At 38.0% G+C, this 14,381-nt stretch carries 15 protein-coding genes; 2 read left to right on the top strand and 13 right to left on the bottom strand.

What is annotated here, in order from left to right:
• Positions 1-88: 88 nt before the first annotated feature.
• The 11 genes from ACE38V_RS04820 to ACE38V_RS04770 form a co-directional block, all read right to left on the bottom strand.
• A complete protein-coding gene (locus ACE38V_RS04820; protein ID WP_375840053.1) occupies positions 89-370 on the bottom strand; it encodes a YokU family protein in 282 nt (93 codons plus the stop codon).
• Positions 367-1,773 (bottom strand): lysine 2,3-aminomutase, encoded by a 1,407-nt coding sequence (gene kamA / locus ACE38V_RS04815; protein WP_375840052.1) that lies wholly within the window; start codon positions 1,771-1,773, stop codon positions 367-369. The genes ACE38V_RS04820 and kamA overlap by 4 nt, the downstream gene beginning before the upstream one ends.
• Positions 1,774-1,976: 203 nt before the next feature.
• A complete protein-coding gene (locus ACE38V_RS04810; RefSeq protein ID WP_375840141.1) occupies positions 1,977-3,383 on the bottom strand; it encodes a sigma-54 interaction domain-containing protein in 1,407 nt (468 codons plus the stop codon).
• Between the two features lie 72 nt (positions 3,384-3,455).
• Complete coding sequence (gene ablB, locus ACE38V_RS04805; protein WP_375840051.1) at positions 3,456-4,304, bottom strand: putative beta-lysine N-acetyltransferase; 849 nt, start codon at positions 4,302-4,304, stop codon at positions 3,456-3,458.
• A gap of 74 nt (positions 4,305-4,378) precedes the next feature.
• Positions 4,379-5,647, bottom strand: a complete 1,269-nt coding sequence (locus ACE38V_RS04800) for a peptidase (RefSeq protein WP_375840050.1) — start codon at positions 5,645-5,647, stop codon at positions 4,379-4,381.
• Positions 5,648-5,723: 76 nt separating this feature from the next.
• Complete coding sequence (locus ACE38V_RS04795) at positions 5,724-6,362, bottom strand: 3-oxoacid CoA-transferase subunit B (protein ID WP_375840049.1); 639 nt, start codon at positions 6,360-6,362, stop codon at positions 5,724-5,726.
• Entirely contained in the window at positions 6,347-7,042 is a 696-nt protein-coding gene (locus tag ACE38V_RS04790) for a CoA transferase subunit A (RefSeq protein WP_375840048.1), read from the bottom strand. Before ACE38V_RS04790 ends, ACE38V_RS04795 begins: the two co-directional genes overlap by 16 nt.
• Positions 7,043-8,398, bottom strand: coding sequence for an aspartate aminotransferase family protein (locus ACE38V_RS04785; RefSeq protein WP_375840047.1), 1,356 nt, complete (start codon positions 8,396-8,398; stop codon positions 7,043-7,045).
• A gap of 171 nt (positions 8,399-8,569) precedes the next feature.
• The gene (locus ACE38V_RS04780) at positions 8,570-9,550 is read right to left on the bottom strand and encodes a S66 family peptidase (protein ID WP_375840046.1); all 981 of its coding nucleotides are present in this window, start codon (positions 9,548-9,550) and stop codon (positions 8,570-8,572) included.
• 25 nt (positions 9,551-9,575) lie between these two features.
• Positions 9,576-11,042: an NAD(P)/FAD-dependent oxidoreductase gene (locus ACE38V_RS04775; protein ID WP_375840045.1), complete on the bottom strand. Its 1,467-nt coding sequence runs from the start codon at positions 11,040-11,042 to the stop codon at positions 9,576-9,578.
• A 439-nt stretch (positions 11,043-11,481) separates the two neighbouring features.
• The gene (locus ACE38V_RS04770) at positions 11,482-11,640 is read right to left on the bottom strand and encodes a YjcZ family sporulation protein (protein WP_375840044.1); all 159 of its coding nucleotides are present in this window, start codon (positions 11,638-11,640) and stop codon (positions 11,482-11,484) included.
• Positions 11,641-11,871: 231 nt separating this feature from the next.
• On the opposite strand from ACE38V_RS04770, the gene ACE38V_RS04765 reads away from it, so the two are divergent.
• Positions 11,872-12,474: a DUF502 domain-containing protein gene (locus tag ACE38V_RS04765; RefSeq protein WP_375840043.1), complete on the top strand. Its 603-nt coding sequence runs from the start codon at positions 11,872-11,874 to the stop codon at positions 12,472-12,474.
• 146 nt (positions 12,475-12,620) lie between these two features.
• Here the strand turns inward: ACE38V_RS04765 and msrB are convergent, their stop codons facing one another.
• Both msrB and msrA read right to left on the bottom strand, forming a co-directional pair.
• Positions 12,621-13,055 carry a peptide-methionine (R)-S-oxide reductase MsrB gene (msrB, locus tag ACE38V_RS04760; RefSeq protein ID WP_375840042.1) on the bottom strand — a complete coding sequence of 145 codons (435 nt, stop codon included), beginning with the start codon at positions 13,053-13,055 and terminating at the stop codon, positions 12,621-12,623.
• Positions 13,045-13,536: a peptide-methionine (S)-S-oxide reductase MsrA gene (gene msrA, locus ACE38V_RS04755; RefSeq protein WP_375840140.1), complete on the bottom strand. Its 492-nt coding sequence runs from the start codon at positions 13,534-13,536 to the stop codon at positions 13,045-13,047. Before msrA ends, msrB begins: the two co-directional genes overlap by 11 nt.
• A 233-nt stretch (positions 13,537-13,769) precedes the next feature.
• Between msrA and ACE38V_RS04750 the strand changes: the two genes are divergently transcribed.
• Entirely contained in the window at positions 13,770-14,381 is a 612-nt protein-coding gene (locus tag ACE38V_RS04750) for a DUF4397 domain-containing protein (RefSeq protein WP_375840041.1), read from the top strand.

The raw sequence follows: 14,381 nt of genomic DNA, 5'->3' as shown, positions 1-14,381 counted from the left end.
TTTGCCTGTATCTATAATCATTATAAAAAGAAAATAATTTGAATTTGTGTGAAAAAAATGAACAAATTGTGAACCATTTATCGGAGTTTTAAGAAAAGTCGAAATAATTCCGTTTCAAAATTCTTGGTAATTCCATTAATTGTTGGTAGCTTATTTGTTTGGCAAGTGTTCGAGTATTAATTAACAAGAGCTGATCTTCAATTAGCTTAACAACAGCTTCTGTCTGATAGCTCATATGACAATCTAAGCAGTTGACCGTCGGGGTTTTCGTTATTTCAATTGCACTTGAGCCATCTGGAAGCTCCCAATAGACAGGGCCCGTTGAATGATTAATCCTTGTGCTCTGACACCATTCACACAAATGATTCATAAAGGACCCTCCTTAAGTCCGTGTTTCTTTTGCTGTGCTTGATATTTCTTTTCTTTTAATTCATCTCGTTTATCCCGTTTATCTTTTAAGGAGTAATGCCCCGGATCAGTTTCATATTTGACTCGTCTTGAAAATCTTTCCAGTTTTTCTGGAACAAGATTAAACTGCTTGTCATTCAATAAGGAAGAAACGCCAATCACAGAACGTTTTTCTTCCATTTCTGGGTAAATTTCTTTAAAATAGGCTTCTGCCCTTCCTGGTACATAAGATTCAGGTTCAGGATAGGTAGTTATGACCCCTTCGAAATTTCTTAAAACAACCTTATCAGAGCTTTGCGATATTAAATAATTCGGTTGTAAGGAAATTTTGCCGCCACCGCCTGGAGCATCCACTACAAATGTCGGGACTGCATACCCGCTTGTATGACCTCTCAATCCCTCGATTATTTCAAGTCCTTTTGATACAGGTGCGCGGAAATGACTGATGCCCTCAGATAAATCACATTGATAAATGTAATAGGGGCGTACTCTAATTTTCACAAGATCATGCATTAGTTTTTTCATAATAGGGACACTGTCATTAATTCCTGCCAAAATAACCGATTGATTTCCAACCGGCACACCGGCATTTGCCAGCATTTCACATGCCTGTTTTGATTCCTCTGTAATTTCAATGGACGTATTAAAGTGTGTGTTTAGCCAGATAGGATGATATTTCTTTAACATATTGCAGAGGTTTTCTGTAATTCGTTGTGGAAAAACAACCGGAGCTCTTGTCCCAATTCGGATAATTTCAACATGATCGATTGAACGGAGATTTTTCAGGATATACTCCAAAATATTGTCATTAATCAGTAGTCCGTCTCCACCTGAGATCAAAACATCACGAACTTCTGGGGTTTGTCTTATATAGTCAATCGCCGCATCTAATTGTTTTTTGGGAACCCCCATACCAATTTGTCCTGAAAATCTTCTTCTTGTACAATAGCGGCAATACATGGAGCATTGATTGGTCACAAGAAATAAGACACGGTCTGGATAACGATGGGTTAAGCCAGGAACGGGTGAATCCTCATCCTCATGAAGCGGATCTTCTAAATCATATTTTGTTTTATAGATTTCCTTTGAAATCGGCACCGATTGCATTCGAATCGGACAACGGGGATCATCCGGATTCATCAGAGAAGCATAATAAGGTGTAATATTAAGAGGAATCGTTTTCGTAGAAATTCTCACTCCATCTTCCTCATCAGGTGTTAAATGAATCACCTTTTTTAAATCCTCAGCTGTACGAATCGTGTTCGTGAGTTGCCAGATCCAATCATTCCATTGTTCCTCTGTCACATCCTTCCAAAGCTCAATATCCTTCCAATGACGAGATGGTTTATATAAATCGTATTTCATTCATTTTCCTCCCTTATTAAGACAATTGCATAACAGTCAGAGTCATGCGAGAAGACTCATTCTTTCGCGCCTCCATACTAACCATAATGCAAGTTTCATGCCAATGTTCTTGATTTTCATCAAGTGGGAAGAAATGAAAGCCACGAACGTATGCTTTTAAAGCCTTCTGTCTTTTGAGCGTTATATGGCACTTTAAATGCCGATTATTTAGCAGCGTGAAGAGAATATTTTTTCATTTTATATTGTAAGGTTTGTCTCGGAATTTGTAATAATTTAGCAGTTTGAAGAACATTGCCGTTTGTTGCCTGAAGCGCCTTCTTAATCGTCCTTTTTTCAAATTGCTCCAGCTCCTCCTTTAGGGGAAGGCACACTTCTTTATTTTTTTGGCAACCCTTTAAATTACGAGAATTTTTCAAAATAGCAGGCAAATCTGTTTCTGTTAGAATATTCCCTTCACAAATATTCATCATATATTCGATCGTATGCTTTAATTCTCGGACATTCCCTGGCCAAGGATGCTTCAAAAATAGATTTTGGATAACCTCATTTACACTGGTAACCCGTTTGTTTAATTCTTGATTAAATTCTTTAATAAAGTGATTAGTTAAAAAATCAATATCTTCTTTTCTTTCACGTAAAGGTAGCAATTCAAACGAGAAAACATTTAAACGATAATAAATATCAGCTCGAATTTTTTTCTGTTCAAGTGCTTCTAATGGGTGAATATTCATGGCAGCAATGACTCGTACATCCACAGTATTATTTTTTGTACTCCCTACTCTTCTGATAATCCCCTCTTCCAGTACCCTTAATAATTTCGCTTGAAGTTCAAATGGCATCGCATGAATCTCATCTAAAAACAACGTCCCTCCATTTGCTAATTCAAATATTCCAGCACGTTCTACAGCACCGGTGTAACTGCCTTTAGAAGTCCCAAATAAGATACTCTCAAGCAGTGTTTCAGGTATAGCTGCACAATTTTGTGCAATAAACGGACCATTTCTACGTGGAGACTCCTGATGAACGCCATGAACAAACAATTCCTTCCCTGTGCCGCTCTCACCAAAGACAAGCATGGAAGAATCAGATTTTGCTAATTTCATTGCTTCTTGTTTCATGGAAGAAAAGGTTGGATTGATCGTTAACAGATGAGCAAAAGTAATTTTTCTTTGAGGAGATTGATAATTGTTTTTTCTTTGTCTCACTTCCTTTTGCATATCTAAAAGTCTTTCTGAGAGAAGTTTCATCCTTGAATAATCCTTGGCAATTTCCACTGCTCCAACAAGCTTTCCCCGCACATAGATAGGAAGAGTAGAATTTATAGTTTCAATCTGCTTTCCATGAATATTTCGGTACAATTGCGTATGATTATATAATGGCTTCCTTGTTTGAAGAACCTTAAGCAATGTACTCGTTTCTTGATTTAATGATGGGAATACTTCTAAGATCGGCTTCCCAATGACCTCCGTAATCTCCAGCCCATCATGCTTTGCCGCAACTTCATTGTAGAAAATTGTTGTTCCAAAAGGATCGACAACATGAATGGCTTCATCAATTCCTTTGAGAATTGCCGTCAATACTTCCTTTGAAATATCCAGCGTTTCCGTCAATCTCACTCACATCCTTCTAGCCAGTGCCGAAAAAGTTGCAATTGATGCCGAATTTTTGGCATCATTTATCGATTATAAGGAAAGATCCTTAACCCAAATATTCATATTTTCTAGCTTGTCAAAAATATAACAGTTGTTAATCAATCTTCCTCGATAACGATATCCCAATTGTTGTAAGGCTGCATTCATCCCAAATGAAAGAGCACGGGCAAGCGAATATGCACAATAATATCCCTCTCTTTTTAATACCCTCTCAAGCTCCATTAAAAGAATTTTCAATAAACCATTCTTTCGATGTTCTGGCAAAGTAGCGCAATCTGTCACCTCTGCATTTTTATAAAATAAATTTTTCTCTGCAGAAGCAGCACAGACGATTTTCTCGCCATCTTTTATCGCCACATAGATGGTACCCTCCTCCATTGTTTTCTCAATATATGTTGGTTGATGAAGAGGGGTTGGATAGATTTTAAAAACCTTTTGATAAAGTTGCGAAAGCATTTTGGAATCTTCCTTTGTTGCCTTTATCAATTGATAGGAATTAGGGACTTCCTTAACAACGTAATCCACCTCTAACTCCTTAACGGAATAAATGATATTTTCTTCCTCTAGCCAATATTGGCTGTTCTTTCTAACTGTTGTTATATATTTACAAAATAAATACGCATCCTCACCTAAAAAGTAATGATCAATAACTCCTTCACATTGAAACCCGTGTTCTAAAAATAGCGGATAATCCTTTCTTTTTCCTTTGATGATAAGCTTTTGCGCCTGCTCTTTTTGAGCCAGATTTTCAACATTTGCAAGGATTTGTAGCACATTTCCGCAATAATCATCAAGTCTTATTCTCTTATTAAAGGAATCAATCGTGATTTTGACTGTATATTGGTTCGTAACAATGGATTTTTGAACAACCGCCTCCATCTAATACCACTCCACCTTTCTGAACCTGTATGAGAAAAAGAGACAGTTCAAATTACTGCCTCTTTCCTCATCAATTATTTAGCAACCTCACACCAATGTAATAAGGTAATTGCAATAATTTCTGCTGCCTCAAACATATCTTTAAGATCAATATATTCATTTGCTTCATGAGCTACTTCGGTCGTTCCTGGACCAAATATAACCACTGGAGTATTGCCGATATTAGATAAAATGCCACCATCTGTCCCCCATGGAGATGCCTCTATTTTTGGAGAATGGTTCATCACCCTTTGAAAGCCTTCTCCAAGAGTTTTCATCAAAGGATGGTCCACCTCTAAATTTCCCGGCAGCCAACGCCCTCCGAACCACTCAATCGTCGGTGGATTTTTTTGCAGCCAAGCATCTCCCTCACAAATTGATAAAAGGGCGGACTCCATCTCCCATTCTGCCTCCTCCAATTTTTCATTTGGAGCTACTCCCATCCTCCCTTCTATAATCGCTAAATCAGGTACCGATGACGGCCATTCACCGCTATTGATTTTGCCTAAATTAATCGGAATGGGAATCGGAATCGATTGATAAAGGGGATCGGTTATTCGAGCATTTCTTTCTTTTTCTAATAGTTGAATCCTCCCCATTATCTTGATTGCTTTCTCAATGGCGTTCACACCTTCGTATCTGGTTCCTCCATGTGCTGATTTTCCTTTAACTATAATTCGAAACCACATGGACCCTTGCTGACTAGGAAATAATTTCATTTTGGTTGGTTCCGGTATAATGGCTCCATCCCCTCGATAACCTCTCAATACAGCTGCTAGGGTTCCTGCTCCGCCGCTTTCCTCCTCAATAACACTTTGAAAAATAATATCACCTTTCAAAATTATACCGCATGAGATAATGGCTTCCATTGCCAATAAGAGGGAAGCAGTTCCCCCTTTCATATCCGTTGCTCCTCTACCATACAAGTGTCCATTTTCAATAGAACCACTAAATGGGTCCTTGCTCCAATCTTCCTTATTTCCTTCAGGAACAACATCAATATGACTGTTTAAGATGATGGACCTTCCTTCACCAATACCCTTTAAAACAGCCACAGCATTAGGATTTCCAGAAAAATCCTTTCGATCAGAACGAAAGGCAGGATGCTGACTTAATTCTTTTTTATCTATCTCCCAAATATCCAATTCCAGACCTAACTGCCTGCATTTTTCAATAATAATAGCTTGGGCACTGCTTTCACATCCTCTAACGCTCCCCTCTTGAACAAGCTTCCTTAGCAAGCGAATTCCCTTTGAATGATGCTTTTGAATCCATCCTCTCACCAAATTTTCTTCATATTCCAAATGACCAGCTCCTCGAACCTATATTGACTCCTGTCGATGACCGCACTGTTGATTGTTTTCTAGAGCCATAAGACTACTAATATCTAAACCTACATCCAGTTAATTTTTTAATTTCTGCTAAACAATGAGGTTCAAATACTTCCTTTAGTTGAAGTCCCTCACTTGTAACTTGAAAAACCGCCATATCTGTAATAATCAGATCAGCACAGCCTCGAGCCGTTTGCGGTAATGTACATGATTCTAGTATTTTGGGCTGTCCTTGTTTATCAACATGATTCATGACGACGATTACCCGATTCGCCTTTTGTGCAAGCTCCATAGCTCCACCCATTCCAGGAATTTTCTTTCCTGGAACAATCCAATTTGCAATATCTCCAAACTGGCTAACTTGAAGAGATCCAAGTACAGTCATATCCAAATATCCTCTTCGAACCATTCCAAATGCGATGGTACTATCACAATAGGAGGCAAAGTCCTGGATGGTCACTGGAAATCCCCCAGCATTGCATAAATTGGCGTCCTCTTCTCCCTTCCTCGGACTCGGTCCCATTCCAATAATTCCATTTTCCGCATGAAAGACTACCCTTATATCTTTTGGCAAGTGATTCGGAATTAATGAAGGGATTCCAATTCCCAAATTAACAACCATTCCGTCTTTTATTTCCTGTGCTGCTCTTTTAGCCATTTTGTTGCGAATTTCTATTCCCATGCCCATTTCCAATTCACACCTCTTGTTGGTATGACATAATTAACAAAGACACCGGGCGTAATGATTTCCTCAGGATTAAGGCTGCCTATCGGGACAATTTCTTCAACTTCAGCTATCGTAATATCACCAGCCATTGCAACTAAAGGATTCGTATTCCGCGCACTTTTATCATAAATAAGGTTGCCAAAGGAATCTGCTTTTTTGGCATAAACGATCGATACCTCTGCTGTTAGAGCTGTTTCAACAAGATATTCCTCCGCATCGAGGCAGATGGTAGGCTTATTTTGAGCAACAACTTCATTGTGTCTTCCCACATCTGTTAAAATCCCTGCAATCCCTACTCCCCCAGCTCTAATTCTTTCCGCTAAAGTTCCCTGAGGAACAAATTCAACTTCTAGCTTTCCTTCATTCATTAATTTTCCTGCAAGTGGATTCGAGCCAATATGGGACGCAATAATTTTCTTAGCCATTCCTTTTGCAACGATTTTCCCGATTCCAATATGAGGAAAACCCGTATCATTTCCAATTAAAATAAGTTCTTGAAGCCCCTTTTGAATGATCGCATCAATAATGGTTGGAGGGGTGCCTACTCCACCAAAGCCACCAAACATTAAGGTCATCCCATCATGAAAAAAGGGCATCACTTTATCAAGAGTGACGATTTTCCCAAATGGATTTTCAACCATTTACTTAACGACTCCGTTCCTTTTTTTTATTATTTCCCAAAATTCTCCAAGGGTCATTGAGAACAACTGAATGAGTTCATCGATTTCTTGATGAGTAATTGTAAGAGGTGGAGCAATTAAAATGGCATCACCATTTGTTCCATCCAGACCTGCACCAGCTGGATATAAAAGTAAACCATGAGTCTGTGCAATTTTAATGATTGTTTGCGTTACCTGAAGTTCTCTTGCAAAGGGATGTTTTGTCTCAGCATCTTCAACAAATTCTAGACCAAGTAATAATCCTTTCCCGCGCACATCACCGATAAAGGGATATTTTTTTTGTAAGCCCTTAAGCTTTATGCTTAAATGCGCCCCTTTTTCTTCAACTCCTTGAAAAAGCTGGTGTTCTTCTAGATACTTTAATACAGCTAGCGAAACGGCGCAGGTCTGTGGATTAGCGCTTAAAGTATGTCCACTCATTATAGATTTTGATCCCTTAAGGATTGGCTCCATAACATGGTCACTTACTAATGTAGCCGCAATTGGGGTATATCCGGCCCCCATTCCCTTTCCTAAAGTCGCTAAATCAGGAACCACATCCCAATGTTCACACGCAAGCATCGTTCCTGTTCTTCCACAGCCCGTCATTACCTCATCCGCGATAAACAAAATGTCATGTCGTTCACATATTTCCTTTATCGTTCTGTAATACTCCTTTGGCGGAGTTAACGCGCCCCCTGCAGCTCCAACGATTGGTTCAGCAATAAAGGCAGCAATATGCTTTGATCCTATTCGCTCAATAGCAGTATCTAGCTCATGGGCACAAGAATAATGACACTGATCCGGTATTTCTCCATATGGACAGCGATAACAATAGGGTGGATTGATAACCGGAAGATCCTCTAGAAGTGAGACAAATCTTGCTCTTCTCATTGGATGACCAGACATGGAAAGTGATCCTAGAGTAATCCCATGATAGCTCACCCATCTGGATAGCACCTTTGTTTTTGTTTCGATGCCTTTTTCCTGCCAATACTGAATAGCGATTTTCATTGCCGTTTCAGTTGCTTCCGATCCGCTGTTAACAAAGAAGTTCCAATTTAAATCCCCACTTGATAATTCGGCGATTTTAAGGGCGAGATTTTCAGCTGCCTCACTTGTAAACTGTGAACGATAAACAAAGGAAACCTTACTTGCCTGAAGGGTCATCGCCTTCATAATTTCCTCAACGCCATGCCCAATATTTGCGGTAATCGCCCCTGACGAAGCATCGACATATTTTTTTCCTTTCACATCATATAAATATATTCCTTTGCCATAATCAATCGTCGGATATTCCCCTTCGAGATCCGGTTTAATTAAATATGATTGACTCATGCCCCTCCCCCATTCCCTAAAGGAAAAACACTTTTAAAAACCTATACTCTTAATTAATTGTATGAGGGATATACAGAAATCTTGCTTTCGAGTTTGAAAAAGGATTCTATCGTTTGCACAAAAAAAGAACCCACTCAAAAATAAATGAGTAAGTTCTTGTTCAAACGTTTCTTATTCCATTTGCTCAATAACGATTTCTGTTTTATGTTTATTCACTTCAACGGATGCCTTTGATCCAATCGGAATCGTTGCCATTGGCTGTACATGTCCAAAATTTACATTGGCGATAACTGGGATATGACTTAATTCTGGTTTTGTTTGGATGATTCTTTGAATCGCTCTATCTGTCACATTGGAGTCTTTTTGAAATCTCCCAATCAGAATAGCCTGAATATCTTTAGCATCCGGAAGATGAAGAAGAGATTGTAAATCACGATCAAATAATTGACTGTGAGACTCATGATCATCTTCAATGAATAAAATCGCATCCTTCAAAGATGGCATAAATTCTGTACCTTGAAGTAAATTCATAGTACAGAGATTGCCCCCTATCAGTTTTCCACATGCCGCTCCCTCTTGAATTACGAAATAGGAATCTTGCTTTATAAATTCCCGCTTTTCTTGGTCTAAATACCAAGGATCATCACTCCACTCTAACGATGGCTCAATTTCATATGGGGCATCATTCGTAACAGCTGCAAGAAAGGAGTCCAGTGTATATTCAAGTCCATACTTCACGCCAAAGGTTGAATAGAATGGACCAGAATAGGTAACCAATCCTGTTTTATGATAGATGGCAAGAGACAAGGCAGTGATATCACTATATCCACAAAATACTTTTGGATTTCTCTGTATTAAATCGTAATCCATACCTTTTAACAGCTGATTGGCATTATAGCCTCCTAATACAGCGAGAATCCCTTTAACATTTGGGTCTTGAAAGGCATCGTGAATATCAACAATTCGTTCAGCAACCGATGAACTAAAAAATTCATCATGTTCAAAAATATGGGCCCCATAAGATACTTTAAATCCAAGTTGATTTAATCTCTTACTAGCAAGATCCAATTGCTCACCCTTAATAAGGGCTGCACTTGTAGATGGGGCAATGATTCTAATTTCATCTCCAGGCTGTAACTTTTGTGCAAACATAGTCTCCCCCCTATGGAAATGCGGTTTACACAGTCATTGGTTTCTTTTTATCTTTTGAATGTGATTTCTCTATGATATCGCGGGCAATCCAAACGCCACATGCACTTGCTTGAGCTAAACCTCTAGTGACACCTGCCCCATCTCCACCGACATAAAGACCGCTTATTTCCGTTTCGAATCGATCGTTTAATTTTGGACGAGCAGAATAGAACTTTGCTTCCACACCATAGAATAACGTATGTTCAGAAGCAAGTCCCGGCGTAACATGATTTAGCGCTTCCGTCATCTCAATTAAACTTTTAAGTGTATTATATGGCAAAACGAGACCTAAGTCACCTGGTACTGCTTCCTTCAATGTCGGTTCGATAAAGCCTTCATTAATTCTCTTTTCCGTCGATCTTCGCCCTTTCATGATGTCTCCATACTTTTGCACAATCAAACCGCCATTTGATAAGCTATTCGCAAGTCTTGATATGCCATGAGCAAATTCATTTGGTTTATTAAATGGCTCGGAAAAAGTATGAGAAACGAGCAAAGCAAAATTCGTATTATTACTTCCTAATTTTGGATCGCGGTAAGCATGACCATTTGCAAGCATTGTTCCTGAATGATTTTCAACCACTACATGCCCAGATGGGTTGCTGCAGAATGTTCTAACCCTCGTACCAACCGATGTATTAAAGACAAATTTTCCTTCATAAAGATGCTCATTAATTTCTTCCATGACAATATTTGAGGTTTCAACCCGAACGCCGATATCGACTTGGTTATTTAGCATTTGCAAACGGCGTGATTTCATTAATTTTGCGAGCCAAACAGAGCCATCGCGGCCAGGTGCAACCACTACTTGATCTGCTTTGATTTCCTCACCTGTTTTCAACTTAATCCCTCTAATAATATGTCCATCAGTGGTTCTTTCTGTAATTAAATCTTCCACTTCTTTTTTGTAAGCCATCTCAATTTTTTCACGTAAATACTCATAAATGCTCTTTAAGATTTCTAAGTTTTGCTCAGTCCCTAAATGTCTGACATGAGCTCGAAGCAGCTTTAAGCCAACTGCATAGCCACGGTGTTCAATGTCCTTTACTTCAGGAGTTAATGGGTTTGTAATACTTTTTGTTGCACCATGGTTAAGGTTAATTTCATCCACATACTTGATTAAATCCACCACTGTTGAATCCGGCAAATAATCTGTCATCCAGCCACCAAATTCACTTGTAATATTGAATTTTCCATCAGAGTAAGCACCAGCACCACCAAAGCCATTGGTGATGGAACAAGCAGGCAGACAGCCAGCAAATTCCTTTCTGCCAGCAGCCGGTGGGCATTTTTCAATTTTCTTTTCTAAAATGGGACAATTTCTTCTATATATGTCATGACCTTTATCAATCAGTAGAATTTTCGCTTCTGGCATTTTTAATGTTAGTTCGTAGCAAGTAAAGATTCCTGCAGGACCTGCTCCTACAACAATCACATCATAGTTTGTATTCATCGATTATTCCCCCAGACACAAATTCTTCGTGTTTCTATCTCAACCTGTGTAATTATATCAGATATTTTTCTTTTTGTCGACGTAAATAACGAACTATAAATTTATTCGCATATATAATGTTCGGGAATTAGCCTTTATCTTAATTTTCATTTTTTTAAATAAGGCTCTTTTCATCTTCTTTGTTTCACTTGGTTGATAGAGAATCCTTTGGACAGTTTTGGATAAATTCAATGAAAATTGTATCCGAATCAGAGGCTTATTCGAACAGTAAGGCCGAATTTCAAAGCAATCGAGTCTTATCATGAAGGCGTATAATTAGGCAAAAAAACAATAATCTTTGCGAGTTAGCATAAAAAAAGGAACCAGCTTCTCGTAGCTTGCTCGTCCCTGAGCTATAGCCAAAAGAAGCTAGTTCCTTGCCAATTATTCATATTATCATTTATTTTCCGTAACAGCTGGCACCAATGATGATTAACAAAATAAATAGGACAACAATTAACACAAATGTATTTCGTCCAAAGCCAACACACGGTTGTGCATAGCCATACGCTGGAATACATGGATCACATCCACATCCGTAACCATAACCATAACCCATATTGCATTCACTCCTTAAAGTTCTTTGTTCAAGATAGGCTATGTTTTAGGTACTTGTCTTGCATGTGTTTTCGCCCAAATTTCTCCAAAACTTTAGGCAGATGGGGTTGATTTACCTGAACATTAGTTAAATTCATTGAAAGTACAAGACTTTTTAGATAAAGTACTTATAAAAAGACGTTTTTTTCCGATATTGAAAATCGAGAAAATGATTAAGGGAGATCTTCAAAGAATGAAAGCAATATTAAAAAGTTTTGTTAATGGAATTTTAACCATTGTACCAATTATTCTTGTGATTTATGTCATTTATAAGACTTTCATTTTTTTAGATAGTCTTTTAGGAAATGTATTAAGAACCTATTTAAAAAATGATTATGTACCTGGTATCGGTTTATTGGTAACACTTATTCTAATTACAGTCCTTGGATTTCTTTCAACAAAATTTATTACCGGATCGATTGTTCGTCTTATTGATCGCATTTTAGATAATATCCCGATTGTGAAAACGATTTACTCGGTTATTAAAGATACAATTCAATCCTTCTTGGGTGACAAAAAAGCTTTTTCAAAGGTAGCCCTTATCACCATTCCTGGAACTGAAATGAAAAGCTTAGGCTTTATAACAGCTGAAGAACTTGAAAATCTATATAGTCCCTTGAAGGATCATGTCGCCGTGTACATCCAACAATCTTTTCAAATGGCTGGTTTTACATTTTTGGTGCCAAAAGATCAAGTGGAAATCATCGATATAAAACCAGAGGAAGCGATGAAATTCATTTTATCTGGTGGAATGACCTCAAAAGGCGAGGATATCTTAAAGAAGGAGATTGAATAAAGTCTTAAGTGATTAAGGAATACTTTTTCTTTCTCCATGAACTGCAGATGCTATTTTTTTTAATTTGGACAAGGATTTTCGTTTGACAACAATCCCTGTCCAAATTTCATTCTTATTCAAATTAAAAAACTTAAATGTACAAAAAATTATTTCTTATGGAAAAGCTTCAAATATTCTCCATATCCCTCTTCCTCAAGCTTCTCCTTGGGAATAAATTTGAGGGCTGCTGAATTCATACAATAACGAAGGCCAGTTGGAGCTTGCCCATCATTAAACACATGACCTAGATGGGAATCCGCAGTCCTTGAACGAATCTCGGTCCGAATCATGTAATGGCTAGTGTCTTCTTTTTCGATCATCTCTTCTTCATGAAGCGGTTTAGAAAAACTTGGCCATCCACAGCCTGCATCAAATTTATCCTTTGAACTAAACAACGGTTTTCCAGATACGATATCTACATAGATTCCATCTTTATACTCATTCCAGTATTCATTTTGAAATGGAGGCTCTGTTCCATTATTTTGCGTGACATGAAATTGCACCTCTGTTAGTCTCTTTTTCAATTCATCTTTATTTGCCATACTCTTCACCCCAATATTTTCTTGTAAAAGCCTCTCGCCCTGAGCCAATATGATAGGCATTATATCTAGCTGGATTTTTTTTGTAGTAATGCTGATGATATTCTTCTGCCGGATAAAAGTGAGCTGCCGGAAGGATTTTTGTTACAATCGGCTTTTTGAAAATATTACTTTCTTCAAGCCTTTGCTTCGATGCTTCAGCTATTTCTTTCTGGGCTGCATGATGATAAAAAATAGCGGTTTGATAGGAAGAGCCTCGATCATAAAATTGGCCCCCCTCATCCGTTGGGTCAATTTGCTGCCAATAAAGGTCCACAAGTTTTTCATAGGGAAATAAAATTGGGTCATAAGTAATCTGTACTGCTTCATAATGTCCCGTTTTATCCGAACAGACATCTTCATAGGTAGGATTTTCTTTGTGCCCACCTGTGTAGCCTGAAACTACCTTGATAATACCTGGTAATTCGTCAAACGGCTTCACCATACACCAAAAGCAACCTCCAGCAAAGGTTGCTAGTTCATACTTTTCCTCTTTCAAGAGACAACACCTCCGCACTTAAAAAACTAAATTTACAATATAAATTATATGATAACCATATTTATTTTCAAAAAATCCAGCTTCTTTATTTTTTGCCCTTCACTTGATTTCATGAACAAGCAAATAAACTCATATATATGAAATACGGCAAATAATCATCCATTTAGGGAGAGATTTCAATGTACAATAAACTTCATTTTCCAGCTGCTATTCGCTTTTTTCATGCTCTACCATCTAAATTAGCCTTCAATATTTTTATCAATGGTACCTGTTATTTTCAAAACGTGAAATTTAAAGAGGTAAGCTCTTTCCTATCACTTCCAAGAGCTGATTATGAAATAGAGATTTACTCCATAGGTGAACAGAGCTCGCCTTTTATTTGTCAAGAGTTAAGGGTTGAATCAGGCACTTTAGCTACGGTTATCCTTTATAGAACAAAGGAAGAATTTAAATTGCTGCCAATTTATCATGATACAGAGGTTCCAATTGGAGAAGCAAAAATGCGGTTCATCCATTTAGCTGAAGAATTTTCAACTGTTGATGTGAAAGCTACCTTTGGAGATGTGATTTTCCCCCATATTCATTTTATGAACATGACAAAATATTTAGGTTTATCACCCATGACTGTTAATTTAGAAATCAGGAAAGCTGGGACAAAAAATATTCTTCTTCCTTTGCCAAAGCTAGTGTTTAAGCCAAATCACATTTACTCTCTTGTTCTACTCAAAAACGATTCTGAAGAACGGCCCTATGAAGTGATCGTCCTAACCGATTACTTGGTTGATTTATAG

The sequence above is a fragment of the Cytobacillus sp. Hz8 genome (assembly GCF_042263505.1).
In the GTDB taxonomy this organism is placed as follows: Bacteria; Bacillota; Bacilli; order Bacillales; family Cytobacillaceae; genus Bacillus_BE.
This window is presented reverse-complemented; position numbering and strand designations above follow the sequence as displayed.